We start from the raw sequence: 24,319 nt of genomic DNA, 5'->3' as shown, positions 1-24,319 counted from the left end.
TGCCTACCACGCCGGCTCGCCGGCCCGCGCCCTGTCGCACTAGCGTGGCCCGGTGCGTGCCGCCGTGATCACCGAGCTCACCGGCCCCGACGCCGTCGAGGTCCAGGAGCGGCCGGAGCCGGCGCCGCGGCCGGACGAGGTCCTCCTGGACGTCGAGTACGCCGGCGTCACGTTCCCCGACGTGCTGCAGACCCGTGGGGAGTACCAGCGGCGCCCGGAGCTGCCCTTCACCCCGGGGTGCGAGGTGTCCGGGGTGGTGCGCGCCGATGCCGCGGGCTTCCTGGCCGGCCAGCGGGTCGCCGCCCTGCCGATGACCGGCGGCTTCGCCGAGACCGTCGCGGTCGCCGCGCACCTGGTCTTCCCGCTGCCCGACCGCGTGCCGTTCGACAGGGCCGCGGCGGTGCCGCTGAACTACCTGACGATGCACTTCGCGCTGCACCGGCGCGCACGGCTGGAGACGGGCGAGACCGTGCTCGTGCACGGCGCCGCGGGGGGCGTGGGCACCGCCGCCTGCCAGCTCGCGGCGGCCTCCGGCGCCCGCGTGATCGCGGTCGTGTCCACGCCCGAGAAGGGCGCCGTGGCCCGGGCCGCCGGGGCGCACGACGTCGTCCCGGTCGACGGATTCCGCGACGAGGTGCGCCGGCTCACCGGCGGCCGCGGTGTGGACGTCGTCGTCGACCCGGTGGGCGGGGACCGGTTCACCGACTCGCTGCGCTCCCTGGCGCGGGAGGGCCGGCTGCTCGTTCTCGGCTTCACCGGCCGGGAGATCCCCACGGTCAAGGTGAACCGGCTGCTGCTGACCAACACGGCGGTGCTCGGCGCGGCGTCGGCCGAGTTCTGGGCCGACGACCCGGACTACCCCGCCCGGCAGTGGCGCGAGCTCGTGCCGCTCCTGGAGTCGGGCGACCTCGACCCGCCGATCGGGCCGGTGTTCGCGCTGGACGACGTCGCCGCGGCGATCCGCGAGCTCGACGAGCGGCGGGCGCTCGGCCGGGTGCTGATCCGGATCCGCTGACTACCGGCCGGCGTCCCCGACCCACCAGGTGAACGCCTGCCGGGCCAGCTCGGGCGGGACGACGTGCCCGCCGTCGAACTCCTCGTAGGTGACGGCGTAGCCCTCCTCGGCCAGCCTCCGGGCGACCCGGCGACCGCAGCCGTCGACCGGCAGCACCCGGTCGCCGGTGCCGTGGGAGATCCAGATCCGGGGATGCCCGTGGACCGCCGGTGGTGCGGCGAAGCCGGGCGAGAAGGCCAGCACCGCGTCGGCGAGGTCGCCGTTGGCCAGCCCCAGCGACAGCGCGTAGGAGGCGCCGTCGGAGAAGCCGGCGAACCCGGTCCGGGAGACGGCGCAGCCGCGGGCCACCTCCTCCAGCGCCGCGTCGAGGACGGCGACGTCCCGGCCCCACCCGCCGGCGAGCAGGTCCCACGTCGTCGCCGCCGAGCTCGGCGCCAGCAGCAGCACCCCGAGCTCCCCGGCCAGTGCGCCGACGGCCGCGACGCCCTGGGCCGCCGTCCCGCCGGCGCCGTGGAACCACACCAGCAGCGGGCGCGGCCGGGGCTCGCCCGGCGGGACGGCGAGCAGCACCTCGACGCCCGGTCCGAGGTCGAGCGGGTGCAGCCCGGCGTCCAGGCAGCGCCGGGGGCCGTCCGGGCCGGGACGGCTGTCGAGGCGCCCCTCTCCTGGCCGCCGCGGAACGGCTCCCGTCACGCGACGTGCGCTGCCGGCGGCACGTGCTCGTCGGCCCGCTCGAGGTGCAGCGGCTGCAGCGGACGGGTCTCCTCGATCCACAGGAACGCGTCGTAGCGCTCGCCCAGCACGGTCGGCACGTAGTTGCCCCACCGCTCGCGCGAGGGCCGGTAGACGACCCCGATCGCCCGGTGGTCCAGCCGCCGGTCCAGCCAGCCGGGCCGCTCGCCCCGGGGGACGACGAACAGCGCGTCGCGGCCGACCTCCTCGTGCAGCATCGCCTCGAGGCTGCCCGGACGGGCCGGCGGCACGGTCATCCGCTCCATCTGGGCGCCCCACTCCGCCCCCGCGACGACCCCGCCGCGGTGGCCGCCGAAGCCCACGAGGACGACGGCGTCCGCGCCGTGGCGCTCCCGCACGAGCTGCCCGACGTTGACCATCCCGGCCGCGGCCATGTCGGTCGCGCGGGCGTCGCCGATGTGCGTGTTGTGCTCCCACACCACGGCCCGCCCGGCGGTGTGCTCGAGCAGCCGGTCGAGGGTGTCGGCCATGTGCACGTCCCGGACGTTCCACGACTCGGCCGAGCCGCCGACCATCGCCCGGTAGTAGCGCTCCGCACCGACGACCACCGCGGCGTTCTGCTCTGCCGAGAACCGGCCCTCCTCGTCGGTCGTCGCCTCGGCGCGGCCGCGCTCCTCGCACAGGTGCTGGAGCAGGTCCACGACGGCCTGCTCGCACGACGTCGGGGCGAACCGGCTGGCGAAGGCGTACTCCGCGCCGTCCTCACCGAAGGGCTCGAAGCACTGCAGGGCGCGCACGGCGGTCTGCACCTGGTCGGGCTCGTGCTCGCGCAGCCAGCCGACCAGCTCGTGCATCGAGTCCCACAGGCTGTAGACGTCCAGGCCGTAGAAGCCGACCCGGTCGGCGTCGTCCCGGCCGGCGTTGAACCCGCGCAGCCAGCGGCAGAACTCGACGACCTCGTCGTTGGCCCACATCCAGGTCGGCCACCGCGCGAAGGCGTCGAGCGCGTCGCGCGGGTCCTCGTCGGCGCCCGCCCGCAGCCGCACGCTGCGGTTGACCCGGAAGCAGTCCGGCCAGTCGCCCTCGACGGCGACCAGGCCGAACCCGCACTCCTCGATCAGCCGGCGGGTCAGCGCCGCCCGCCACGCGTAGTACTCGTGCGTGCCGTGGCTCGCCTCGCCGATCGCCACGATCCGGGCGTGCCCGATCCGCTCCAGCAGCGGATCGAGGTCGGCCGGCCCGGTCAGCGGCCGGGCCGGCGAGCGGACGTCGTCCATCAGACTCCCCCGGTGCCACCCTCCCGGACGAGCGCCGCGGCGACCGCCCGGAGATCCCCGGTGCGCAGCCAGGTCCTCCGCTGCCGCGCAGCCGACGTACCCCGCGCGAGCAGCCCGCGCACCAGCTCGGCGACCTCCGCCCACTCCCCGTGCGCGCGCAGGTCCTCCTCCAGCTCGGTCAGCAGCCGGCGGACCGCCAGCCGGGCGTCGACCAGCGTGCCCAGCAGGGGGTCGAACAGCTCGCCGGACAGGCCGTACCGGGCCGCGCGCCAGCGCGCCGCCCGGAGCAGCTCCGGTCGCGGGTCCGGGCAGGGCCACCCGCGCCGCGCCCGGGCGGCGAGGACGCGCACCAGCGAGCGGACCAGCGCGGCGTGCAGGACGGCGTCCTCGACGCGGGTGCACAGGTCGCCGATGCGGAACTCCAGCGTGGGCAGGTGGGACGACGGCCGCACGTCCCAGTACAGGTGGGAGGCGTCGCCGATCACCCCGGAGCCGACGAGCCCCGCCACCACCTCGGTGAACCGCTCGGCGCTGCCGACCAGTTCCGGCGGGCCGGCGTTCGGCCACCGGCCCCACCACTGGGTGCGGTAGCTGTCGTAGCCGGTGTCCGCGCCGTCGTGGAACGGCGAGCTGCCGGTCATCGCCAGCAGCAACGGGAGGTACGGCCGGGCCCGGTCCATGACCGCCACCGCCGTCTCCAGGTCGGGCACGCCCACGTGCACGTGGCAGCCGCAGATGTCCTGCTGCAGGGCGAGCGCCCCCCACCGCCGCACCATGTCCCGGTACCGGGGGGCCTCGGTGAGCTCCTGATCCCGCCACGACGCGAACGGGTGCGTCGAGGCCGGGAGCAGGGCCCGTCCGGCGGCGGCCGCCGCCGCGCCCGCCTCCGCGCGCGTGGCGGCCAGCTCGGCGCGCAGGTCGGCCAGCGACGTGCAGACGCCGGTCGCGGCCTCGAGCTGGGTGCTGGTGATCTCCGCGTGCAGGTGCCCGCCGGCCTCGCCGAGCATCGCCGCGGTGGACAGCTCCGGGCTCGGGGCCAGCGCGAACGTCTCCGGATCGACGAGGTGGAACTCCTCCTCGACACCGAGCGTGGCCCCGGCGGCGACGGGAGGCTCGAGCGCGATACCGGGACTGATCGGCGCCGGAGGTCCGGGGCACGGCAGGACAGGGGGTGGTTCCACGCGCGCGCTCCTCTGCGCTGAGGGGCAGGTGCGACGAGCGGGGCGCCGCGAGCGGCGATGCCCCGTGCGGGAACGGTACGGCCGCAGCCGCGTGCCGCGCATCTCCGGCCACGAGACGGTTCCGGCTCGGAACCTCAGGGCTCGGCGAGCCAGGCGAACCCGAGACCGGGCAGGACCAGCCGGCCGCCCGTCACCTCCGGCGGCCCGTCGCTGGTCAGCACCGGGCGGAAGCTGCCGAAGCCGGTGACCGTGTCGGCGTTGACGTCCCGCGGGTCGGGCGAGAAGTTCGCCAGGCCGACGAAGACGCCGCTGCGCGGGTGCCGCCGCCGCCAGGCCAGCACCGCGTCGCTGCCGGCGTCCAGCACGACGGACTCGCTGCCCCCGCGCAGCGCGAGCAGCGACCGGCGGGCCTCCCCGAGCTGCCGGATGCGGCCGAACACCCGGCCCTCCGGCGTACTGGGGTCCCGGCGGCGCTCCGCCGCGGCCCAGTCCATGAGCGGCCGGTGCATCCAGCGGTTGTCCGGCGCCCGCGACGGGTCCTCGAGGTAGCGGTCGTCGTTGAGCAGCGCGATCTCGTCGCCCATGTACAGCAGCGGGATCCCGCCCCAGGCGAAGGCAACCGAGTACAGCAGCACCAGCCGCCGGATGCCGGCCTCCAGCGCGGCGTCGTCCCCCCGCTCGAGCGCCTCCTCGATGCCGCACAGGGACGCGGCCGAGCCGGAGACCCGGGCGTCACCGGTGAGCGCGTTCTCCTGGAACAGCGCGCCGCGCGCCGACGAGGCCGGGTAGTGGCCGGCGAAGAAATCGTTGAGGAAGCGGCGGTGCGAGTGCCCGCCCACCCCGATCGCCGCGGCGTCCTCGTCGGTGACCGCCCACCCGATGTCGTCGTGCCCGCGGACGTAGGTGACCCACGACGTCGTCGCCGGGATCGGCCGCATGCGGCCCAGCGCGTGCCGGGCCAGCCGGGCGTCCTGGGTGGCCAGGCTGCTCCAGAGCAGCACCATGAGCGAGTTGTGGTAGGCCAGCTCGCACTCGGGGCGGTAGCGCTCGTGCCCGCCGAGGTAGGGCACCAGGTCGTCGGGGGCGACGATCGCCTCCGCCTTGAAGATCACGCCGGGCGCGGCCAGCCGGGTGAGCGCGTGCAGCAGCTGCAGGAGGGTGTGCACCTCCGGCTGGTTCTGGCAGGTCGTGCCGAGCCGCTTCCACATGAAAGGGACGGCGTCCATCCGGAAGACGTCGACCCCGCGGTTGGCCAGCCAGACGATCTCGCCGAGCATCGCCAGGGTGACCGCGGGGTTCGTGTAGTCGAGATCCCACTGGTAGGGCCAGAACGTCGTCCAGACCCAGCCGCCCGCGCCGCCGCACGCCTCCGGCACCCAGCTGAACGAGCCGGGCGCCCGGTCGGGGAAGACCTCGGGGATCGTCGCGTCGTAGGCGTCGGGCATCCGCCGGTCGGGGAATGCGGTGTAGAAGCCGGCGTAGGCGGGGTCGCCGGCCAGCCAGCCCTGCGCCCAGGCGTGCTCGCGCGCCGTGTGGTTGAGCACCATGTCGATGCACAGGCTCATGTCCCGCTCGTGCAGCGCCGCCGCGACCCGCTCGAGGTCGGCCATCGTGCCCAGTCGCGGGTCGACGGCGCGGTAGTCCGCGACGGCGTAGCCGCCGTCGTTCTCCCCTTCTCGCGGTCGCAGCAGCGGCATCAGGTGCAGGTACGTGGTGCCGAGCTCGGCCAGGTAGTCCAGGTGCTCGGGCAGCCGGTCCAGCGTGCCGCAGAAGTGGTCGACGTAGCAGACGTACCCCTGCATCCGGGCCCGCTGGAACCAGGCGGGGTCGACCTCCCGGCGGCGGTCCAGCCGTCTCAGCGCCGCCGGGCGCTCGGCCGCCGCGGCCAGCACGACGCGCAGCGCCCGGGCGAACAGGTCGTCGGCACGCTCGTCCCCGTAGAGGACGGCGAGCGGCTCGTGGACGTCGAACAGCGCCAGCTCGGCGCGGACGAGGAAGGCGTCGGCCTCCTCCCCCAGGGCCGCCTCGGCGTCGGCGGCCAGCCGCGGCCGGAGTGCGCGCCACGCCTGCTCGGCCGCCGCCCGGCGGGCGGCGTCGGAGGCGGTCATGGCTGCCATAGTGCTGGCATGGCGCCCCGAGTGCTGACCGGCATCGAGTACGCCCCGGCCGACCCGCCGGGCAGCCGCGGCCACACGCTCGACCTGTACCTGCCCGAGGGCACCGGCCCGTGGCCGGTGCTGGTCGCCTGCGGCGGCAGCGCGTTCCTGGACGACGGCGGCTCCTACTACGCCGCCGAGCTCGCCCCCTGGTTCACCGAGGCGGGGTTCGCCGTCGCCGGGGTGTGCACCCGCTCCAGCGGCCAGGCGCGCTTCCCGGCGCAGGTGCACGACGTCAAGGCCGGGATCCGGTGGCTGCGGGCGCACGCCGCCGAGCACCGCCTGGACGCCGACCGGTTCGCGGTGATGGGCGACTCCTCCGGCGGGTGGACCGCCGCGATGGCCGGGCTCACCGGCGATCAGCCAGAGCTGGAGGGCTCGGTCGGCGAGACCGGCGGGTCCAGCCGGGTGCAGGCCGTCGTGGACCTCTACGGCCCGACCGACTTCCTGCAGATGGACGCGCAGATGCTGCCGGGCGCCTGCGCGTCGTTCAACGAGCTCATGGGGCTCACCGACTGCCACGACGACCCCGCGTCGCCGGAGTCGCGGCTGATGGGCTTCCCGATCCAGAGCCGTCCGGACGACGTCCGGGCGGCGAACCCCTGCAGCTACGCGACCGCCGACGCGCCGCCGTTCCTCATCGCGCACGGGCAGCTCGACGCGCTGGTCCCCCACGGCCAGAGCGAGCTGCTGTACGCGGCGCTTGAGGCGGCCGGCGCCGAGGCGACGTTCTTCTCGGTGCCCGAGGTCGGCCACGACAAGGGGATCGTCTCCCCCGCCGTCCCCGAGGCCGTGGTCCGCTCCACGTCCACCCGCGGCACGGAGAAGGAGACCCGGCCGACGCTCGAGGCGATCGAGCGGTTCCTCCGAACCGCACTGGGCTGAGGTGTTCACCGACGGCGGAACGCGGCGGGTGCCGCAGCCGCGACCGACGGCGTTCACTGGAGTTGTAATCACGTAATCGTCGAAGGGGGCGCGCCATGAGCGTCCTGCCCGAGCCGGGGACCGAGGCGGCCGCCGAGGGTGCCCTGGACGCCTACTCCCGCATCGTCACCGCGGTCGCCGCGGACCTGACCCCGCACGTCGCCGCCCTGCAGGTGACCGCCGCCGACGGGCGCGGCGGTGCGGGCTCCGCCGTCGTCTTCACGCCCGACGGCCTGCTGCTCACCAACGCGCACGTCGTGGCCCGCTCGCGGCGCGGCCGGGCGGTGTTCAGCGACGGCACCGAGGCCGACATCGACGTGATCGGCGCCGACCCGCTGTCGGACCTGGCCGTCGTCCGGGCCCGGACTACGACCCCGCCGCCGGCCGAACTGGGCGACGCCGGCTCGCTGCGGGTCGGCCAGCTCGTCGTCGCCGTCGGCAACCCCCTGGGGCTGGCCGGCTCGGTGACCGCCGGCGTGGTCAGCGGCCTGGGCCGGTCGCTGCCCACTCGGGACGGGCGGACGGCGCGGGTGGTCGAGGACGTCATACAGACCGACGCGGCGCTCAACCCCGGCAACTCCGGCGGCGCGCTGGCCGACTCGGCCAGCCGGGTGGTGGGCATCAACACCGCCGTCGCGGGCTGGGGGCTCGGGCTGGCGGTGCCGATCAACGACACCACCCGCCGGATCATCGGCTCGCTGATCAGCGACGGCCGCGTGCGGCGGGCCTACCTCGGCCTGGTCAGCACGCCGGCGCCGCTGCCCGCCCAGCTGGCCGAGCGGACGGGACGGCGGCACGGGCTGCGCATCGTCGACGTCGTCGCGGGCTCCCCGGCCGACCGCGCCGGGCTCAAGGCCGGTGACCTGGTGCTGGAGGCCGGACGGCGGCCGGTGGCCGAGGCGCAGAGCCTGCAGCGGCTGCTGTTCGCCGACGCGATCGGGCAGCCGCTGCCGGTGACCGTGTACCGGCGCGGGGCCATGGTCGACGTCATCACGGTGCCCACGGAGCTCACCGGCGGTTGACGCTCGTCCGTGGGCTTCCTCCCCTCGGGCGAGTGGTGTCCCGCGTGTTCAGGTGTGCGCGAGTGTCGTATGCGTGACGATCCTTGACCCATAGGGGAGGGATCCGTCATGCCTGCGGGACGACCGACACCGGCGGCGTTGCTGGCCGCGCTGTACGCCGTCAGCGGCGCGCTGTGCTGCGTCGGCGCGATCTGGCCGATGCACGACCGGACGCCGGTGACCCTGCTGTGGGTCCTGGGCGCCGCCGGGCTGCTCGGCGGCGCCGGCATCTGGCTGCTCGGCTCGCGACTGCCGGCCGCCGCCGTGCACGGCGCCGTCGCGGCCATGAGCGTGCTCATCGGGCTCCTGGCCTGGCAGTCGGCGACTCCTGTCGGCGTCGTCGGGCTCGGCCCGGTGCTCATCGCCGTCGGCCTCTACGCCGCCCACTTCTTCTCGCTGCGCGCCGCCCGCCTGCACGTGCTGGGCCTGGTGGCCGCGGCCAGCGTGGGCGCCTACGCCGCGCAGCCGAGCGGATTCCTCGTGCAGTGGGTGGTGCTGGTCATCTCGACCATCGCCCTCACCGACCTGCAGGCGCGGCTGGCCCTGCACCTGCGCACCGCCGCGGCGACCGACCCGCTCACCGGCGTGGCCAACCGCCGGGCGTGGGAGGCGGAGGCGGCGCGCACCCTGGCGCACGCCGCCCGCACCGGTGAGCCGCTGAGCTTCGCGATCCTCGACCTCGACGACTTCAAGGAGGTCAACGACCGGCTGGGCCACGGCGCCGGCGACGACCTGCTGCGCGACCTCACCCACGGCTGGATGCGCCGGCTGCGCACCGCCGACCTGCTGGGCCGCTACGGCGGCGACGAGTTCGTGCTGTGCCTGCCGGGCACCGACCGCAAGGGCGCCGGGGAGATCCTCGAGCGGCTCGCCGCCTCGCACGAGTTCGCCTGGTCCGGGGGGCTCGCGACCGCCGAGGCGGGCGACACCCTCACCACGGTGCTGGCCCGCGCCGACGCCGACCTCTACCGGCAGAAGCGCAGCAACCGCCGCGTCTGACCCCTTCAGCCGCGACGCCAGTCGTCGGACCTCAGGTGCGAGCCGGCCATCGGGCCCATCTGCAGCATGCCGCCGTCGACCGACCATGAGGCGCCGGTGACGTAGCCGGCCGCCGGCGAGGCGAGGAACGCCACCACCGCCGCCACCTCCCGCGCGTCGCCGGGACGGCGCAGCGGCACACCGGGCCGCTCGTGCCCCGGGGCGGTGGGGTCCTCGTCGTCCTGCCCGGTCATCGGGGTGGCGATCTCGCCGGGGGCGACGGCGTTGACCGTGATGCCGTGCCCGGCGAGCTCGATGGCGGCGACGCGGGTGAGCAGGCCGAGCCCGCCCTTGGCCGCGCAGTAGGCGGCGGCGCCCACCCGCGGCTGGTGCTCGTGGACGCTGGTGATGTTGACGATCCGCCCGCCGCGGCCGGCCGCGATCATCCGCCGGGCGGCGCGCTGCAGGCACAGGAAGGCGCCGTCGAGATCGGTGGCCAGGACCTCGCGCCAGGTGGCGTAGTCCAGGTCGAGCACGGGGGTCATGTGCCCGGTGCCGGCGTCGTTGACCAGGACGTCGACCCCGCCGAGCGCGTCGGCGAGCTCGTCGACGACGCCGGCGGAATCCGGCAGCCGGGTGAGGTCGAGGGGGCGCACCTCCGCGCGCCGGCTGAGGGCGCGCACCTCGGCGGCGGTCGCCTCCGCCGCCTCGCGCTCGCGGTACCAGGTGATGCCGACGTCGCAGCCCTGCTCGGCGAGCGCCACGGCGGTCGCCCGCCCGATGCCCGACTCCGAGCCGGTGACGATCGCGACCCGCGGGGCAGTCCCGGCCATGCCGACGACGCTAGGTGTCGCCGGCCGCACCCGCAGGTCGCGGTCAGCCGCCCGAGACGGCCAGCCGGCGGTCGAGCAGCCGGTCGACGTCGTCCTGCGCGCGTTCGACCTTCGCCCGGGTCTCCTGACACGGGTCCTCGCGGTACCTCGTGCGCGCCCCGTCGAGGAGCAACGCGGCGATCTTCAGTTCTGCGTCGATGAGCCCGAGGTCGGCGCTCGCGGTCCCCATGGCTGCCTCCTCGCTGGGCCCTGCGGTCGAGTCGGGAACACCGACGGGTCGCCGTGCCACGACGGCCGGCCGGGTCGACCCCGCCCGATGCACGGCGGGGCGGTCTAGCGGCGGGACAGGCGCTCGTCGAGGAGCGCGTCCACGTCCTGCTCGGCCTCGGCGACCCGGCGGGTGTTCTCCGCCGACGGGCAGTGGTCCCAGGCGGTACGGGCGACGCCGAGCGCGATGTAGGCCAGCGAGATGTCGTAGTCCAGCTGGTCGATGGTGGTGATCGTGGGGCTCATGACGACCTCCCGTACGACGAGCCCGGCGCGCTGGCGGAGCGGTCCCAGACTCCGCTTCCGCCGGCCGGCTCAGCAGCCGCGAAGTGGTCGGAGCCCGCTCCCCAGTTGTGGGGACGACCAGGACGTTAGGCCGGGGGTACGACGGTTTCGGCCGCCTCGGTGAAGCGCCGGGCGAGGGCGCGGAGGTGGTCGCGCAGCGCGGGCGGGGCGACCACGGTGAAGTCCGCACCGGCCACGCCCAGCGCGGTCGCCGCCCAGTCCAGGTCGTCGGCGTCGATGCGGACCCGGCAGCGGTCGCCGTCGTCCTCGACCGTCGCCCACCGGCCGATCCGCCGCCGGACCTGCGCCGCCGGCGCCTCGACCACCGCCTCCACCGGATAGCGGCCGGGCAGGTCCACGATCCGGTCGCGCACGAACGCCGCGGCGTCAGCGGCCGGGAACCGCCGGGGGCCGAACCGGATCCCGGTGCCGCGCGGGGCGGAGAGACGGTCCAGCCGGAAGCTGCGCCAGTCGCCCCGGTCGAGGTCGTAGCCGACCAGGTACCAGCGCCGGCCCAGGGAGACCAGCCGGAAGGGCTCGACCGAGCGGTCGGTGCGCTCGCCTCGCGCGGCCGTGTAGGCGAAGGCGATCCGCTCGGCGTCCCGGCAGGCCAGCGCCACGGTCGTGAGGACGGCGGGGTCGACCGCACCGCCGCTGGCGGGATTCCCCCATGCGCCGGGCACGGTCATCGCCCTCAGCGCGTCCACCCGCCGCCGCAGCCGGGCGGGCATCACCTGGACCACCTTGGCCAGCGCCCGCACCGACGTCTCGGCCATGCCGGCGACCTCCACCGCGGCCGCGGCCTGCAGCCCCACGGCCAGCGCGACCGCCTCGTCGTCGTCGAGGACCAGCGGCGGCAGCGCGGCGCCGGGCGCGAGCGCGTAGCCGCCGTCCACCCCGCGCTGGGCCTCCACCGGGTAGCCGAGCTCGCGGAGGCGGTCGACGTCGCGGCGCAGCGTTCGCACCGACACGCCGAGCCGGTCGGCGAGATCGGCCCCGGCCCAGTGCCGCCGCGACTGCAGCAGCGACAGCAGCCGGAGGGTGCGCGAACTGGTGGCGGCCATGTTCCCAGTATCTCGGAATTGAGGACAGGAAGTGGCACCTGCGGCCCCTAACGTGGTTCTCACCAGCAGGGACGACGAGAGGCGGCAGCCATGACGACGAGCCAGAACACCCTCACCGGCGAGCGGGCCGACCTGGTGCAGACCCTCGACCGGCACCGCGGCTTCCTGCGCTTCACGGTCCGCGGGCTCACCGACGAGCAGGCCACCCAGCGGACCACCGCCAGCGAGCTCACCCTCGCCGGCCTGATCAAGCACGTGGCGCACACCGAGCGGAGCTGGGCGAACTTCGCGCAGCGCGGCGCCGAGGCGTTCGACTTCGGCAACTGGAGCGTGGAGGCCTGGAAGGCCGAGTGGAGCCTGCAGCCGGGCGAGACGCTGGCGAGCGTGCTGGCCGAGTACGAGGAGATCGCCCGCCGCACCGACGAGCTCGTCGCGACGCTGGACCTGGACACGTCCTACGCGCTGCCGCAGGCGCCGTGGTTCGAGCCGGGCGCGTCGTGGTCGGTGCGCCGCACGATGCTGCACCTCATCGCCGAGACGGCCCAGCACGCCGGGCACGCCGACATCCTGCGGGAGTCCCTCGACGGCCAGAAGACGATGGGATAAGGACCCCGTCCTCCTCACGCCTCGCAAGCTCGGGGCGAGCCTCTGGACGGGGCCTTGGGGGATGGGCTTACGGGGGCGGGTCACCGCCCGCCTGGGCCGCCGCCTCCAGCGCGATGAGCGACCGCAGCGCCCGCAGCTCGGCGGCCACCGCGGTCCGGCCCTCCGGCGTGATGCGTACCCAGGTGCGCGGCCGCCGGCCGGCGTAGCCCTTCTCGATCTCGATCAGGCCGGCCTCCGCGAGCACGGTGAGGTGGCGGGACAGGTTGCCGGCGGTGAGGTCGAGCGCCTCGCGCAGGTAGCCGAACTCGACCTGGTCGACCTCCAGGGCGATGGTGAGCACGCCGAGCCGGTGCCGCTGGTGCACCACCTCGGACAGCGCCCGCGTCGGGTGGGTCACGCCGCCACGACCGCCGGCGGCACCGCGCGGGACCGGGACCCGCGCGGGCGGGCGAGCAGGCCGCCGGCCAGCAGGACGAGGCCGGGCAGGGCGACGTTCGGCAGCACGGTCCACGTCTCGGGCGGCGGCACGCCGAGCCGGAACAGCAGGTTCTCGGTGTTGTAGGCGTTGACCAGCACGGTGACCACCGCGAGGACCGCGGTCACCGTCCACAGCCGACGGTCCCGCTCCCGGACCGCCAGCACGACGACGGTCGCCAGGATGACCGTGACGGCCGAGGTCGTCCGCCAGAGCGGAAGCAGGAGCAGCACCCGCACCGGCAGGAAGAACACGGTCAGCAGCAGGCCCAGCGTCACGAACCAGCGGACCGGACGGCGCAGGCCGGTGGCCAGCGCGTGCCGCCGGTAGTAGAGGCCGGTGCCGACGTAGCCGGCGACCAGGGCGGCGAACCAGTACAGGCCGGTGAGCACCGGCGCCGGGCTGTCGATGCCGCCCCAGGTCAGCAGCACCACGCTCGCCCAGGACGACGGCGACGTGTCGCCGGCGGACCCGGGCGACCAGTCCACGTGGAACGGCAGTGCCAGCAGCACCAGGGCGCCGAAGAGGGCCAGCGGGAACCACCACAGCCGGCTGTGCTCCCGGGCGCGGGCGCGCAGCCGGTCGAGGTCGGCGACGATCTCGCGGGGGGTGCGGTCCGGCTCCGGAGCGGTCATGGCGGACGCCTCTCGGGGTCACGACGACGAGAGCGTCAGGTTTGCATCGTAAAGCAGTTTGCGCAAGAGGTGCGAGCTCAGGCCGCCTCGGCCAGCTGCCGCAGGACCAGCCGCTGGTCGAGCAGGCGGTCCATCTCGGCGGTGGCCTCGTCGACGCGCCGCTGGTTCTCGCCGCTCGGGCACCGGTCGAACCGGCCGCGGGCACTGCCGAGAGCGATGAACGCGACGGAGATCTCGAGGTCGAGCTCGTCGGTGCTCGTGACGATGGCGCTCATGGCGACCTCCTGGTCCTCCGTCGGTGCGATGCACGCTAGGCACTGGTTATGACGGATCTGCGACGCCGAAGTCACCGTTGGACTGCTTCATCTCCCAGCCGTCACCCGCGACACCCTTTTCGTCGTGCTCAGTCCTCGGCGACCGCGGCGACCACCTGCTCCAGCGCGGCGAGGCTGTGCCCGCTGACGAACGCGTCGACGTAGGGCAGCGCCGCGGCCATCCCGCCGACCAGCGGCGTGTAGCCCTCGGCCGCCTTGCGCGGGTTCACCCACACGATCCGGTGCGCCAGCCGCCGCAGCCGGGCCATGGCGGCGGCGACGTCGGCCGGCTCGTCCAGCGCCCACCCGTCGGAGAGGACGACGACGACGGCGCCGCGGGCCAGCCCCCGGCGGCCGTGGTCGGCGACGAACCGGCCGATGCCCGCGGCCAGCCGGGTGCCGCCGGCCCACTCGGACGACGCCGCGCCCGCTCGTGCCAGCGCGGTGTCGGGATCGCGCAGCGACAGCTGCCGGGTCAGCCGGGTCAGGCCGGTGGAGAAGACGAACGCCTCGGCCCGCGCGCCGGCCACCGCGCCCTGCAGCAGCGACAGGTAGACCCGCGTGTAGGGCTCCATCGAGCCGGAGACGTCGCAGAGCAGCACCAGCCGCCGCGGCGTCGTCCGGCGGCGGCCCGCGACCAGCCGGGCGGGGTCACCACCGGTGCGCTGCGCCGACCGGACCGTGCGCCGCAGGTCCAGCCGCTCGCCGCCGCGGCGGGTCGGGCGCACGCGACGGCTGCGCCGGTGCGGCGTCGCCAGCACGAGCGTGCGCACCACCCGGCGCAGGCCGAGCAGCTCCTCGGGGCTCAGCTCGGCGAACGAGGTGTGCCGCAGCCGCTCCTCGGTCGAGACGGCGGCGAGCACCACCTCGCGCTCGGACTCCGCACCCTCACCGGACCCCGGCAGGGACAGCCCGCCCTCCCCCGGGGCGCCACCCGGACGGGAGTCCGGCGGACCGGGCCGCGGCTCCGACCCGATCGCCGGCGGCGCGTTCGGATCGCCCCGGGAGTCGGCCGGGTCGAGCAGTCCGTCGAAGACCGCGGAGAAGACCGCGTCGAAGACCGGCAGCTGCGCGCGGTCGGTCACCAGCGCGACCCGGCAGGTCCAGTAGAGGGCCTCGCGGTCGGTCGGCGGAACCAGCTGCAGCGCCCGCGCCAGCCCCACCGAGCGCTCCGGCGGCGCGGGCAGGCCGGCCCGGTGCAGCGCCGTCGTCAGGCCGACGGCGAGCGGACCGGGAGCGACCCGCTCAGCCACTCCCGACCAGCCACCCGGCGCCCCGGGCCTGCGCCAGCTCCAGGTCGTCGCGGTTCTTCAGCACCGACCCCCAGGTCGCCGCGACCGACGCGGGGTCCAGCCGGTCGACGCCGAGCACGCTCAGCGCCGCCACCCAGTCGATGGCCTCGGCGATGCCCGGCGGCTTGACCATGTCCAGACCGCGCAGCCGGGTCACCGCGCCGGCGGCGTCGAGGGCGAGCGGCTCGGCGCTGCCGGGCACCCGCCGGCGCACGATCTCGGCGACCCGCTCGGGCGCCGGGTAGTCGATCCAGTGGTAGAGGCAGCGGCGGGTCAGCGCGTCGTGCAGGTCGCGGGTGCGGTTGGAGGTGAGGACGACGACCGGCGGGTGCGTCGCCCGCACGGTGCCGAGCTCGGGCACGGTGACCGCGGCCTCGGCCAGCACCTCGAAGGTGAACGCCTCGAACTCGGCGTCGGCGCGGTCGATCTCGTCGAGCAGCAGCACCGCGGGGCGAGGTCCCGGGTGCTCGATCGCCTGCAGCAGCGGCCGGCGCAGCAGGTAGTCGGCGCCGAAGAGGTCCTCCTCTGCCAGCGGCGCGCCCCGCGCCTCGGCCAGCCGGATGCCGAGCAGCTGGCGCGGGTGGTTCCACTCGTAGAGCGCCTCGGCCGCGTCGATGCCCTCGTAGCACTGCAGCCGGAACAGCGGGGTGTCCAGCACCCGGGCCAGCGCCTTGGCCGCCTCCGTCTTGCCGACCCCGGGCTCGCCCTCCAGCAGCAGCGGCTGCGGCAGCCGCACCGCGAGGAACAGCGCCGTCGCCAGGCCGGGGTCGGCCAGGTAGTCCACGCCGTCGAGGGCGGCGGCCAGGGTGGCGACGTCCGGCACCCGGTCGCGGACCTCCGCCTCCGCCCCCGCCCGGGCGGCGCGTGAGCTTTCTGTACCGAACGCCCCGGGGGTCCCGGGGGCTTTCGGTACAGAAAGCCCCTCAGGCGGAGGCATAGGCGGCCGGGTCGGCGAGGAAGGCACGGCGGCAGCCCTCGCCGCAGAACCAGGTCCGGACGTCGTCGACGTCGGCGTGCAGCGAGGAGTCGACCGCGGCGACGGTCATGCCGCACACCGGGTCGACCGCGGTCACCGGCTGCGCGACGGGCACCTCAGGAGCCGTCCGCGACCGCCGCTCGGCGACGATCTCGGCCAGCACCGACAGCGCGATCTCCGCGGCCGTGCGGGCGCCGATGTCCAGCCCGGCCGGGGTGTGCACCCGCCCGGTGAGCTCCGCCGGCAGGTCCAGCGAGGCGAGCACCGCGGCCCCGCGCCTCCGGCTGGCGATCAGCCCGACGTAGGGCACGCCCTGCCGCAGCGCGGCGGTCAGCGCCGGCTCCTCCCCGCGCCCGTGCGAGGCCACGACGAGGGCCTCCGCGCCGTCCAGCGCCACGTCGTCCACGGAGCCCCGCCGGACGGCGAACCCGAGCGGGCGGCCCAGCTCGCCGAGCGCCTCGGCGATCGGCGAGTCCCCCACCACCACGACCAGCGGCGCGGGCACCCGCGGCTCGAGGAAGATCTCCACCGAGCCGCCGGACAGGCAGGGGTTGGCGACGGTGACCGCGCCCTCCTCGTCGGCGGAGACCCCGACGCCGTCCGGCACGATCCGCAGCAGCAGCGGCTCGCCGGCCGAGAGCACCCTCAGCCCGTACTCGCGCACGGAGGCCTCGGCGCACTGGCCGCCGACGAAGCCGTCGATGACGCCGTCGGCCCGGACCAGCGCGGTGTCGCCGGCGTGCGCGCTGGTCGGCCGCTGGGCCCGCACCACCGTCGCCTGCACGAACGGCACGCGGGCCCGGGTCAGGGCCTCCGCGGTGTCGAGCACGGACATGCGGATCCTTTCCGGTTCAGCGCCGGCCCCGCTGCAGGGGCCCGCCACGAGCTTGCGAGTGGTGGGGGGCAGTGGGGTCCTTCATCAGATCGGCGGGGTCGGCCGGCCCTGCATGGCCGCCCACACGCGGGCCGGGGTGCACGGCATGTCGACGTGGGTGACGCCGAACGGGGCGAGCGCGTCGACGACCGCGTTGACCACCGCGGGTGGCGACCCGACCGTGGCCGACTCCCCGATGCCCTTCGCGCCGATCGGGTGGTGCGGCGACGGGGTGACCGTGTAGCCGGTCTCCCAGTCCGGCACCTCCATGGCGGTCGGGATCAGGTAGTCCATGAACGACCCGCCGAGGCAGTTGCCCTGCTCGTCGAAGCCGATGAACTCCATGAGCGCCATGCCCACGCCGTCGGCCAGCCCGCCGTGGATCTGCCCCTCCACGATCATCGGGTTGATCCGCGTGCCGCAGTCGTCGACGGCCACGAACCGCCGCACGTGCACCTTGCCGGTGCCCGGGTCGACGTCCACGACGCAGATGTAGGCACCGAACGGGAACGTGAGGTTCGGCGGGTCGTAGGTGACCTCGGCGTCGAGGTTGCCGTCGATCCCGTCGGGCAGCGCCACCGTGCCGTGCGCGCCCAGCGCGATCTCCTGGATCGTCTTGGCCGCCGACGGGTCGCCCGCGACGTGGAAGCGGCCCTTCTCCCACTCGAGGTCCTCCGGCCGGGTCTCCAGCATCGCCGCGGCGATCGCCTTCGCCTTGTCCCGCACCTTGCGCGCGGCCAGCGCCACCGCGCCGCCGCTGACCGGGGTCGAGCGGCTGCCGTAGGTGCCCAGGCCGAACGGCGTCTGGTCGGTGTCGCCGTGCACGACCTCGATGTCCTCGGGCGGGATGCCGAGCTCCTCCGCGACGATCTGCGCGAACGTCGTCTCGTGGCCCTGCCCCTGGGTCTGCACCGACAGGCGGACGACGGCCTTGCCGGTGGGGTGCACCCGCACCTCGGCGCCGTCGGCCATGCCGAGCCCGACGATGTCCATGTGCTTGCGCGGGCCGGCGCCGACGGTCTCGGTGAAGAACGAGACCCCGATGCCCATCAGCTCGCCGCGGGCGCGCTTCTCGGCCTGCTCGCGGCGCAGCTCGTCGTAGCCGATCTGCTCCATGCACATGCGCAGCGCCGGCTCGTAGTCGCCGGAGTCGTACTCCCAGCCGGTCTTGTTCTTGTACGGGAACTGCTCGGGGCGGATGAAGTTCTTCAGCCGCAGCTCGGCCGGGTCCATCTTCAGTTCCTGGGCCAGGACGTCGACCATCCGCTCGACCAGGTACACCGCCTCGGTCACGCGGAACGAGCAGGCGTAGGCGACGCCGCCGGGCGCCTTGTTGGTGTAGACGCCGGTGACCGAGCAGTGCGCGGCCTCGAGGTCGTAGCTGCCGGTGAAGATGGAGAAGAAGCCGGCCGGGTACTTGGTCGGCTGCGCGGTCGCGTTGAAGGCCCCGTGGTCGGCGAGCACCTTCGTCCGGACGGCGAGGATCTTGCCCTCGCGGGTCGCCGCCACCTCGCCCTGCATGATGTAGTCGCGGGCGAACGAGGTGCTCATCAGGTTCTCGGAGCGGTCCTCCACCCACTTCACCGGCTTGCCCGTGACGATCGAGCCGACGACGGCGCAGACGTAGCCGGGGTAGATGCCGACCTTGTTGCCGAACCCGCCGCCGATGTCCCCGGCGATGATGCGGATCTTGTGCTCGGGGATGCCGGCCACCATCGCGTAGAGGGTGCGGTGGGCGTGCGGCGCCTGGGTGGTCTCGTAGAGGGTCAGCTTGCCGTCGATCGGGTCGTAGTCGGCGATCGCGCCGCAGGTCTCCATCGGCGCCGGGTGCACCCGCGGGTAGACGACCTCCTGGCTGACGACGACGTCCGCGCGCGCGAAGACGGCGGCGGTCGCGGCGGCGTCGCCGGCCTCCCAGTCGAAGATGTGGTTGTCGGTGCGGCCCTCGAGGTCGTCCCGGATCACCGGCGCACCCGGGTCCAGCGCCCGGCGGGCGTCGACGACCGGCGGCAGGTCCTCGTACTCGACGTCGATGAGCTCGAGGGCGTCGCGGGCGGAGTAGCGGTCCTCCGCGACGACGAAGGCGACCTCCTGGCCCTGGAAGCGGACCTTGTCGGTGGCCAGGATCGCCATGACGTCGGCCGACAGCGTCGGCGCCCAGGCGAGGTTGAGCCCCTCGAGGTCCTTGCCGGTGATGACGGCGTGCACCTTCGGGTGGGCGAGGGCCTCGGTGGTGTCGATCGAGACGATCCGGGCGTGCGCCAGCGGCGAGCGCAGGACGGCGCCGTGCAGCATGCCGGGCAGGACGACGTCGTCGAGGTAGCGGCCCTTGCCGCGGATGAACCGCGGGTCCTCCTTGCGCTGCACCCGGCCGAAGCCGATGGGCCGCTCGGGGGACGAGAGCGCGGGGTTGGGCTCGCGCTCCTGCGGCATCGCCGACCGCTCCTGCACGGTGGTCATGCCGACACCTCCTGGTCGGTGGTCGCGGCGGCGGGGTGCTCGGCGGCCCAGCGGATCGAGCGCACGATCGTCGCGTAGCCGGTGCAGCGGCAGATCTGCCCGGAGATGGCCTCGCGGATCTCGCCCTCGTCGGGATCCGGGTTGGAGTCGAGCAGGGCCCGGGCGGTGAGCATCATCCCGGGGGTGCAGAACCCGCACTGCAGGCCGTGCTCCTCCATGAAGCCCTGCTGGACGGGGTCGAGGGTGCCGTTCTGGGCCAGCCCCTCGACGGTGCGGATCTCGTGCCCCTCGGTCATCGCCGCGAGCACGGTGCAGGACTTCACCGGCTCGCCGTCCATCAGGACGACGCAGGTGCCGCAGTTGCTGGTGTCGCACCCCCAGTGGGTGCCGGTGAGGCCGAGGGTGTCGCGCAGGAAGTGCACGAGCAGCAGCCGCGGCTCGACGTCCCTGGTGACCTCGGTGCCGTTCACCGTGGTGGTGATCTGCATGGGATGCCTCTCTGCTAGGCGGTGTTCTCAGGCCGCGGCGAAGGAGCGGGCGCGGGCCACGGAGCGGCGCAGCACGCGGCGGGTGAGCTCGTCGGCGAGGTGCCGCTTGTAGTCGACCGGCCCGCGCTGGTCCTCGACCGGCGCGCTGGCCTCGGCGGCGATCCGGCCGGCCTCGGCGAACAGCTCCTCGGAGGGCTGCTGTTCGCACAGCGCCTCGAGCATCCCCGGCACGCAGCCCTCGACCCCGAGGGCGGTCAGCCCGACGGTCACGTCGCAGATCCGGCCGTCGTCCTCGAGGACGACGGAGGCACCGGCCGCGGCGACCGCCCAGTCGCCGACGCGGCGCTCGACCTTCTCGTAGGCGCTGCCCTGCCCGTGCCGGATCGGGAAGCGGATCTCGGTGATCAGCTCCGACTGCTCGCAGGCCGTCTCGTACGGGCCGCGGTGCAGCTCCTCGATGCTGAGCACCCGCTGGCCCCCGTGGCTCGCGATGACGATCTCGGCGTCGAGCACGTCGCAGACCGTGGTGAGGTCCTCCGCGGGGTCGGCCTGGCCCAGCGAGCCGCCGATCGTGCCGCGGTTGCGGACGACGGGGTCGGCGATCACCCGTTCGGCGTCGTGCACGATCGGGAACAGCCGCCCGACCAGCGGCGACGCGAGCAGGGTCGCGTGCCGGGTGAGCGCGCCGACCAGCAGGTGGTCGGGGGTCTCAGTGATGTGGTCGAGCTCGGCCACGCCGTTGATGTCGATGAGCCACTCGGGTCGGGCCAGCCGCAGCTTCATCATCGGCAGCAGGCTGTGCCCGCCCGCGATGACCCGCGCCTCCGGGCCGTGGCGCTCGAGCAGGTCGAGCGCCTCGCCGACGCTGCCGGCACGGACGTAGTCGAACGGAGCCGGAGTCTGCACGGGCACCTCCTGACCGTCGGGCCCCGACGCCGGAGCCCTGGTGGCGGGACCTTGTCCCCCGTTGTCGGGCGTGTCAACATCCCGATAAGCGATCCCTTATGACGGTGGGACAGTGACGTTCAGCCAGCTCAGAACGTTTGCACTCGTGGCCGAGCTCGGCTCCCTCCGGGCGGCCGCCGCCGCCCTCGGGGTGAGCGAGCCGGCCGTCTCCGCCGCGCTCGCCGCACTGCGCAGCGACCTGGGCGACCCGCTGTTCGTGCGCTCGGGCGGCGGCATCTCCCTGACCGCCGGCGGGCGCGCCCTGGCCGGCCGGGCACGGGAGCTGGTCCGGCTCGCCGACCGCACCCGCCGCGACGTGGCCCGCGCCGGCTCCACCACGGGAGCGCTGCGGATCCTGGCCTCGGGGGCGTGCGCCGAGCACCTGGAGCAGCTGCTGGCCGCGTTCACCGACCGCGTGCCCGACTGCGCGGTCGAGGTCCGCGTCGGCGGCGACGACGTCGCGGCGGGGCTGGCCGAGGACCTGTACGACATCGCGCTCGGCCCGTGGCCGCAGCCGCTGCCGGGCCAGTCCCTGGAGTCGGTGCCGTTCCTCCGCTACCGCCGGGTCGTGGTGGCCGCACCCGGCCACCCGCTCGCCGCGGGCGGGCCGGTCGCGCCCGCCGACCTGCTCCGGCACCGCTGGCTGGCCGGCCCCGGCGGCTTCGACCCGGGCGGCGCGGAGGCGCGGTGGGCGCGCGGGCTCGGCGAGGAGCCGGTGCCCGACCGCCTGGGCAGCGAGGCGGAGGCGCTGGACGCGGCCCGCTCCGGCCAGGGCGTCGTCCTCGCGCTGGTGCACATGGTCGCCGCCGACCTGCGGCGGGGCAGCCTGGTGCTCCTGCCGGTCGAGGGCACCCCGGTCGAGGGGCTGTGGTGGTCGACCGTGCCCGGCTCGGGGCGGGCCGGCGGCCCGGCCCGGGCGCTGCAGCGCTTCCTCACCACGCCCGACGCGACGAGCGCGCTGCTGGCCCGGCCGCGGCGGGCCGGCCGCACCCGTCCCACGGTGCGCGTCGAGCTGTGGAGCTGATCCGACCGGCTCCGACCTACGCGAGAACGCGGCGCATCAGGACCCGGGGGAACCCGCCCGCGACGGCATCGGTGTCCGCAGCCTTGGTGAAGCCGGCCTGCTCGAACAGGCTCCGCGTGCCGACGAAGGCCATGGTCAGGTCGACCTTCCGGCCCTGGTTGTCGACCGGGTAGCCCTCGACGGCCGGGGCGCCCTGGGACGCGGCGTAGTCCACCGCCCCACGCACGAGCGCGTGCGCGATGCCCCTACCGCGATGCCCCGGACGCACGCGGATGCACCACAGGGACCACACGGGCAGGTCGTCGACGTGCGGGATCTTCGTCGAGCGCGCGAAGGGCAGCTCGGACCGCGGCGCGACCGCGGCCCAGCCGACCACCTCGCCGTCGTCGTACGCGAGCACGCCCGGCGCGACCGGGCGGCCGGTCAGCTCGCGGACGTACTCGCGGCGGGCCGGCCCGACGAGCTCCCGGTTGGTCTTCGAGTCGAGCCGGTGGCTGAGACACCAGCAGACGTTCGAGGCAGGGTTCTTCGGCCCGAGCATCGTCGCGACGTCGTCGAACCGCGCGCTCGTCGCCGGCTCGATCGTGATGCTCACCCATCCACGCTAACGGCGGGTTCGGTTGCGACGATGAGTCCGGACGACGTCCGGCGTCACACAGGGCATGGAACCCGTTCCCGAGCAGGACCTCCGCTTCGGGGATCCGGATTCGCCGCCCACGCCCTGGGCGGAGGTCCGGGACGCCCTCGAGACCGCCGAGCTCTTCTGGATCTCGACCGTGCGCAGCGACGGCCGGCCGCACGTCACACCGCTGCCGGCCGTCTGGTCCGAGGACCGGCTGCACTTCTGCACGGGTCCGGAGGAGCAGAAGGCGGTGAACCTCGCCCGCAACCCGCACGTCGCGCTCACCACCGGCACCAACCGGTGGAAGGAGGGGCTCGACCTCGTGGTCGAGGGCACCGCGGTGCAGGTCACGGACGACGAACGGCTGCACCGCCTCGCCGACCTCTGGCGCAGCAAGTACCACGGCGACTGGGACTTCGCCGTCGAGGACGGGATGTTCCACCACGGGGACGGCGGGTCCGCGGCCGTGTACGAGGTCGCTGCGACCAAGGTGCTCGCGTTCGCCAAGGGCCGGTTCGCGCAGACCCGCTACCGCTTCCGGCGGACCCCGGGCGACGCTTGAGCACGGGCGCCGGCGAGGGGTGGGCCGGCGGTGCTGCCGAGGCAGGAGGACGGCGATGTGCCGGTTGTTCGGGATGCACGGCGGGCAGCGCATGGTCAGCGCCACCTTCTGGCTGCTCGACGCGCCGTTCAGCCTCGCGGCGCAGAGCTCCACCCAGCCCGACGGGTACGGCATCGGGACCTTCGAGGAGGACGGCAGCCCCGACGTCGACAAGGGGCCGGTCCGCGCCGTCGAGGACGAGTTGTTCGCGTGCGAGGCGCGGCAGGAGCGGTCGCGCACCTTCGTGGCGCACCTCCGGTTCGCCTCGACGGGGGTGCCGGCGCTGGAGAACACCCATCCCTTCGAGCAGCACGGCCGGCTGTTCGCCCACAACGGCGTCCTGTGGGGGCTTCCCGAACTGGAGGAACGGCTGGGCGAGCACCGCTCCCTGGTGCGCGGCGACACCGACTCCGAGCGCCTGTTCGCGCTGATCACGCGGGAGACGGAGCTGCGCGGCGGGGACGTCGAGGCCGGCATCCGCGCGGCGATCGGGTGGGTGGCCGACCACCTGCCCGTCTTCGCGCTGAACTTCGTCCTGGCCACGCCCACCGACCTGTGGGCGCTGCGGTATCCCGAGACGCACAACCTGTTCGTCTGCGAGCGCGAGGCCGGCGGCGGGGACGGCCAGAGCGCTGGCGGCACCATCCACGTCCGGGCACCCCAGCTGACCGACTCCCGGTCGGTCGTCCTGGCGACGGAGCCGATGGACGGCGACCCCGGCTGGCGGCTGCTCGAGCCGGGCGAGCTGCTGCACGTACCGATGGACCTGTGCTGCACGTCGAGCACCGTCATCGACCGGGCGCCCGCGCACCCGCTCACGCTGCACGACCTGGACGCGCGCGCCGCCGCCTCGCAGACGGCCGACACCGGAGCCGTCGCGGCCGCGCGCCGCCCCTGACTCCGGGTCAGCGGTCGGATGAGTCCGCGGACGCCTGGTCGACCGGCCGGGCGCCGCGGACCGACTGGGCGGCACCGGAGCTGACGCCCTCGGCGCCGGTCCCGGTGGTCCCGCCCTCGGACCCGGAGCCGTAGACCACCTGGCCCTGGGTCATCTCCGGGTCGTCGCGCACCTGCTCCACCGGCGCCTCGCCGGTCGTGTCGTACTGCCCGCGGTCGTGCACCGCCTCGACCCGGCTGCCCTCCTCGGCCACCTCGATGGCCTCGGCGATGTCGGCGCCGCTGCGCGAGTCGTCCGGGTTCGTGTCGGCGACGGGGTCGTCGTCCCGAGGAGTGCTCATGCGGTCCTCCGCGCGTCGATGGGCCGGGGTGCGCC

General features: G+C 75.0%; 27 protein-coding genes. 8 read left to right on the top strand and 19 right to left on the bottom strand.

The features are described from left to right. The first annotated feature begins 52 nt into the window (after positions 1 to 52). On the top strand, positions 53 to 1,015 hold the full coding sequence (locus tag ACWIYF_RS07875) for an NADPH:quinone oxidoreductase family protein (RefSeq protein ID WP_448627561.1): 963 nt from the start codon (positions 53 to 55) through the stop codon (positions 1,013 to 1,015). On the opposite strand, the gene ACWIYF_RS07870 is transcribed toward ACWIYF_RS07875, so the two are convergent. From ACWIYF_RS07870 to ACWIYF_RS07855, 4 genes are all read right to left on the bottom strand, one after another. Continuing rightward, positions 1,016 to 1,708 carry an alpha/beta hydrolase gene (locus tag ACWIYF_RS07870; RefSeq protein ID WP_448627560.1) on the bottom strand — a complete coding sequence of 231 codons (693 nt, stop codon included), beginning with the start codon at positions 1,706 to 1,708 and terminating at the stop codon, positions 1,016 to 1,018. It lies immediately after the preceding gene. Further along, positions 1,705 to 2,985: an erythromycin esterase family protein gene (locus tag ACWIYF_RS07865; protein WP_448627559.1), complete on the bottom strand. Its 1,281-nt coding sequence runs from the start codon at positions 2,983 to 2,985 to the stop codon at positions 1,705 to 1,707. Before ACWIYF_RS07865 ends, ACWIYF_RS07870 begins: the two co-directional genes overlap by 4 nt. Beyond that, the gene (locus ACWIYF_RS07860) at positions 2,985 to 4,166 is read right to left on the bottom strand and encodes a carboxylate-amine ligase (RefSeq protein ID WP_448627558.1); all 1,182 of its coding nucleotides are present in this window, start codon (positions 4,164 to 4,166) and stop codon (positions 2,985 to 2,987) included. Before ACWIYF_RS07860 ends, ACWIYF_RS07865 begins: the two co-directional genes overlap by 1 nt. A 134-nt stretch (positions 4,167 to 4,300) precedes the next feature. After that, positions 4,301 to 6,274, bottom strand: coding sequence for an alpha-amylase family protein (locus tag ACWIYF_RS07855; protein ID WP_448627557.1), 1,974 nt, complete (start codon positions 6,272 to 6,274; stop codon positions 4,301 to 4,303). Positions 6,275 to 6,292: 18 nt separating this feature from the next. Between ACWIYF_RS07855 and ACWIYF_RS07850 the strand changes: the two genes are divergently transcribed. The 3 genes from ACWIYF_RS07850 (at position 6,293) to ACWIYF_RS07840 (ending at position 9,306) form a co-directional block, all read left to right on the top strand. Beyond that, positions 6,293 to 7,207, top strand: coding sequence for an alpha/beta hydrolase fold domain-containing protein (locus ACWIYF_RS07850; protein WP_448627556.1), 915 nt, complete (start codon positions 6,293 to 6,295; stop codon positions 7,205 to 7,207). A gap of 95 nt (positions 7,208 to 7,302) precedes the next feature. Next, complete coding sequence (locus ACWIYF_RS07845; RefSeq protein WP_448627555.1) at positions 7,303 to 8,268, top strand: S1C family serine protease; 966 nt, start codon at positions 7,303 to 7,305, stop codon at positions 8,266 to 8,268. Between the two features lie 108 nt (positions 8,269 to 8,376). Next, complete coding sequence (locus ACWIYF_RS07840) at positions 8,377 to 9,306, top strand: GGDEF domain-containing protein (RefSeq protein WP_448627554.1); 930 nt, start codon at positions 8,377 to 8,379, stop codon at positions 9,304 to 9,306. Between the two features lie 5 nt (positions 9,307 to 9,311). Here the strand turns inward: ACWIYF_RS07840 and ACWIYF_RS07835 are convergent, their stop codons facing one another. The 4 genes from ACWIYF_RS07835 to ACWIYF_RS07820 all read right to left on the bottom strand — a co-directional run bounded on the left by ACWIYF_RS07835 (position 9,312) and on the right by ACWIYF_RS07820 (position 11,734). Continuing rightward, the gene (locus tag ACWIYF_RS07835) at positions 9,312 to 10,118 is read right to left on the bottom strand and encodes an SDR family oxidoreductase (protein ID WP_448627553.1); all 807 of its coding nucleotides are present in this window, start codon (positions 10,116 to 10,118) and stop codon (positions 9,312 to 9,314) included. A 43-nt stretch (positions 10,119 to 10,161) separates the two neighbouring features. Beyond that, on the bottom strand, positions 10,162 to 10,347 hold the full coding sequence (locus tag ACWIYF_RS07830) for a hypothetical protein (protein ID WP_448627552.1): 186 nt from the start codon (positions 10,345 to 10,347) through the stop codon (positions 10,162 to 10,164). Positions 10,348 to 10,451: 104 nt separating this feature from the next. Continuing rightward, complete coding sequence (locus tag ACWIYF_RS07825) at positions 10,452 to 10,631, bottom strand: hypothetical protein (protein ID WP_448627551.1); 180 nt, start codon at positions 10,629 to 10,631, stop codon at positions 10,452 to 10,454. A 125-nt stretch (positions 10,632 to 10,756) separates the two neighbouring features. Further along, positions 10,757 to 11,734: a helix-turn-helix transcriptional regulator gene (locus ACWIYF_RS07820; RefSeq protein WP_448627550.1), complete on the bottom strand. Its 978-nt coding sequence runs from the start codon at positions 11,732 to 11,734 to the stop codon at positions 10,757 to 10,759. 90 nt (positions 11,735 to 11,824) lie between these two features. On the opposite strand from ACWIYF_RS07820, the gene ACWIYF_RS07815 reads away from it, so the two are divergent. After that, positions 11,825 to 12,340: a DinB family protein gene (locus tag ACWIYF_RS07815; protein ID WP_448627549.1), complete on the top strand. Its 516-nt coding sequence runs from the start codon at positions 11,825 to 11,827 to the stop codon at positions 12,338 to 12,340. 67 nt (positions 12,341 to 12,407) lie between these two features. Here the strand turns inward: ACWIYF_RS07815 and ACWIYF_RS07810 are convergent, their stop codons facing one another. The 9 genes from ACWIYF_RS07810 to ACWIYF_RS07770 form a co-directional block, all read right to left on the bottom strand. Next, complete coding sequence (locus tag ACWIYF_RS07810; RefSeq protein ID WP_448627548.1) at positions 12,408 to 12,737, bottom strand: winged helix-turn-helix domain-containing protein; 330 nt, start codon at positions 12,735 to 12,737, stop codon at positions 12,408 to 12,410. Continuing rightward, the gene (locus ACWIYF_RS07805; RefSeq protein ID WP_448627547.1) at positions 12,734 to 13,450 is read right to left on the bottom strand and encodes a hypothetical protein; all 717 of its coding nucleotides are present in this window, start codon (positions 13,448 to 13,450) and stop codon (positions 12,734 to 12,736) included. The genes ACWIYF_RS07810 and ACWIYF_RS07805 overlap by 4 nt, the downstream gene beginning before the upstream one ends. Positions 13,451 to 13,527: 77 nt before the next feature. Then, positions 13,528 to 13,725, bottom strand: coding sequence for a hypothetical protein (locus ACWIYF_RS07800; protein WP_448627546.1), 198 nt, complete (start codon positions 13,723 to 13,725; stop codon positions 13,528 to 13,530). 128 nt (positions 13,726 to 13,853) lie between these two features. Beyond that, positions 13,854 to 15,017, bottom strand: a complete 1,164-nt coding sequence (locus ACWIYF_RS07795) for a vWA domain-containing protein (RefSeq protein ID WP_448627545.1) — start codon at positions 15,015 to 15,017, stop codon at positions 13,854 to 13,856. Continuing rightward, positions 15,010 to 15,879, bottom strand: coding sequence for an AAA family ATPase (locus tag ACWIYF_RS07790; RefSeq protein ID WP_448627544.1), 870 nt, complete (start codon positions 15,877 to 15,879; stop codon positions 15,010 to 15,012). Before ACWIYF_RS07790 ends, ACWIYF_RS07795 begins: the two co-directional genes overlap by 8 nt. A gap of 100 nt (positions 15,880 to 15,979) precedes the next feature. Continuing rightward, positions 15,980 to 16,867: an XdhC family protein gene (locus ACWIYF_RS07785; RefSeq protein WP_448627543.1), complete on the bottom strand. Its 888-nt coding sequence runs from the start codon at positions 16,865 to 16,867 to the stop codon at positions 15,980 to 15,982. 84 nt (positions 16,868 to 16,951) lie between these two features. Continuing rightward, positions 16,952 to 19,366: an aerobic carbon-monoxide dehydrogenase large subunit gene (locus ACWIYF_RS07780; RefSeq protein ID WP_448627542.1), complete on the bottom strand. Its 2,415-nt coding sequence runs from the start codon at positions 19,364 to 19,366 to the stop codon at positions 16,952 to 16,954. Beyond that, entirely contained in the window at positions 19,363 to 19,854 is a 492-nt protein-coding gene (locus tag ACWIYF_RS07775) for a (2Fe-2S)-binding protein (RefSeq protein WP_448627541.1), read from the bottom strand. Before ACWIYF_RS07775 ends, ACWIYF_RS07780 begins: the two co-directional genes overlap by 4 nt. Before the next feature lie 27 nt (positions 19,855 to 19,881). Further along, complete coding sequence (locus tag ACWIYF_RS07770) at positions 19,882 to 20,760, bottom strand: FAD binding domain-containing protein (protein WP_448627540.1); 879 nt, start codon at positions 20,758 to 20,760, stop codon at positions 19,882 to 19,884. 112 nt (positions 20,761 to 20,872) lie between these two features. Here ACWIYF_RS07770 and ACWIYF_RS07765 point away from each other — a divergent pair, with 112 nt between their 5' ends. Further along, entirely contained in the window at positions 20,873 to 21,823 is a 951-nt protein-coding gene (locus tag ACWIYF_RS07765) for a LysR family transcriptional regulator (RefSeq protein WP_448627539.1), read from the top strand. Positions 21,824 to 21,839: 16 nt separating this feature from the next. Here ACWIYF_RS07765 and ACWIYF_RS07760 read toward each other — a convergent pair whose 3' ends face one another. Further along, positions 21,840 to 22,418, bottom strand: coding sequence for an N-acetyltransferase family protein (locus tag ACWIYF_RS07760; protein ID WP_448627538.1), 579 nt, complete (start codon positions 22,416 to 22,418; stop codon positions 21,840 to 21,842). A gap of 67 nt (positions 22,419 to 22,485) precedes the next feature. Between ACWIYF_RS07760 and ACWIYF_RS07755 the strand changes: the two genes are divergently transcribed. Beyond that, complete coding sequence (locus ACWIYF_RS07755) at positions 22,486 to 23,007, top strand: pyridoxamine 5'-phosphate oxidase family protein (RefSeq protein WP_448627537.1); 522 nt, start codon at positions 22,486 to 22,488, stop codon at positions 23,005 to 23,007. A 55-nt stretch (positions 23,008 to 23,062) separates the two neighbouring features. After that, the gene (locus ACWIYF_RS07750; protein WP_448627536.1) at positions 23,063 to 23,944 is read left to right on the top strand and encodes a class II glutamine amidotransferase; all 882 of its coding nucleotides are present in this window, start codon (positions 23,063 to 23,065) and stop codon (positions 23,942 to 23,944) included. 7 nt (positions 23,945 to 23,951) lie between these two features. Here ACWIYF_RS07750 and ACWIYF_RS07745 read toward each other — a convergent pair whose 3' ends face one another. Beyond that, the gene (locus ACWIYF_RS07745; protein ID WP_448627535.1) at positions 23,952 to 24,284 is read right to left on the bottom strand and encodes a hypothetical protein; all 333 of its coding nucleotides are present in this window, start codon (positions 24,282 to 24,284) and stop codon (positions 23,952 to 23,954) included. Positions 24,285 to 24,319 lie beyond the last annotated feature (35 nt).

This window comes from Geodermatophilus sp. URMC 64 (assembly GCF_053502555.1).
The sequence above is the reverse complement of the archived record's forward strand: the minus strand, read 5'-3'. Positions and strand labels throughout refer to the sequence as shown.

Excerpts from the sequence above, each read along its gene's own strand:
- ACWIYF_RS07825 (WP_448627551.1), bottom strand. The coding sequence starts at position 10,631 with ATGAGCCCCACGATCACCACCATCGACCAGCTGGACTACGACATCTCG.
- ACWIYF_RS07805 (WP_448627547.1), bottom strand. The coding sequence starts at position 13,450 with ATGACCGCTCCGGAGCCGGACCGCACCCCCCGCGAGATCGTCGCCGAC.
- ACWIYF_RS07755 (WP_448627537.1), top strand. The coding sequence starts at position 22,486 with ATGGAACCCGTTCCCGAGCAGGACCTCCGCTTCGGGGATCCGGATTCG.
- ACWIYF_RS07780 (WP_448627542.1), bottom strand. The coding sequence starts at position 19,366 with ATGACCACCGTGCAGGAGCGGTCGGCGATGCCGCAGGAGCGCGAGCCC.
- ACWIYF_RS07840 (WP_448627554.1), top strand. The coding sequence starts at position 8,377 with ATGCCTGCGGGACGACCGACACCGGCGGCGTTGCTGGCCGCGCTGTAC.
- ACWIYF_RS07865 (WP_448627559.1), bottom strand. The coding sequence starts at position 2,985 with ATGGACGACGTCCGCTCGCCGGCCCGGCCGCTGACCGGGCCGGCCGAC.
- ACWIYF_RS07830 (WP_448627552.1), bottom strand. The coding sequence starts at position 10,347 with ATGGGGACCGCGAGCGCCGACCTCGGGCTCATCGACGCAGAACTGAAG.
- ACWIYF_RS07835 (WP_448627553.1), bottom strand. The coding sequence starts at position 10,118 with ATGGCCGGGACTGCCCCGCGGGTCGCGATCGTCACCGGCTCGGAGTCG.
- ACWIYF_RS07815 (WP_448627549.1), top strand. The coding sequence starts at position 11,825 with ATGACGACGAGCCAGAACACCCTCACCGGCGAGCGGGCCGACCTGGTG.
- ACWIYF_RS07750 (WP_448627536.1), top strand. The coding sequence starts at position 23,063 with ATGTGCCGGTTGTTCGGGATGCACGGCGGGCAGCGCATGGTCAGCGCC.
- ACWIYF_RS07820 (WP_448627550.1), bottom strand. The coding sequence starts at position 11,734 with ATGGCCGCCACCAGTTCGCGCACCCTCCGGCTGCTGTCGCTGCTGCAG.
- ACWIYF_RS07785 (WP_448627543.1), bottom strand. The coding sequence starts at position 16,867 with ATGTCCGTGCTCGACACCGCGGAGGCCCTGACCCGGGCCCGCGTGCCG.
- ACWIYF_RS07800 (WP_448627546.1), bottom strand. The coding sequence starts at position 13,725 with ATGAGCGCCATCGTCACGAGCACCGACGAGCTCGACCTCGAGATCTCC.
- ACWIYF_RS07850 (WP_448627556.1), top strand. The coding sequence starts at position 6,293 with ATGGCGCCCCGAGTGCTGACCGGCATCGAGTACGCCCCGGCCGACCCG.
- ACWIYF_RS07775 (WP_448627541.1), bottom strand. The coding sequence starts at position 19,854 with ATGCAGATCACCACCACGGTGAACGGCACCGAGGTCACCAGGGACGTC.
- ACWIYF_RS07845 (WP_448627555.1), top strand. The coding sequence starts at position 7,303 with ATGAGCGTCCTGCCCGAGCCGGGGACCGAGGCGGCCGCCGAGGGTGCC.
- ACWIYF_RS07855 (WP_448627557.1), bottom strand. The coding sequence starts at position 6,274 with ATGACCGCCTCCGACGCCGCCCGCCGGGCGGCGGCCGAGCAGGCGTGG.
- ACWIYF_RS07745 (WP_448627535.1), bottom strand. The coding sequence starts at position 24,284 with ATGAGCACTCCTCGGGACGACGACCCCGTCGCCGACACGAACCCGGAC.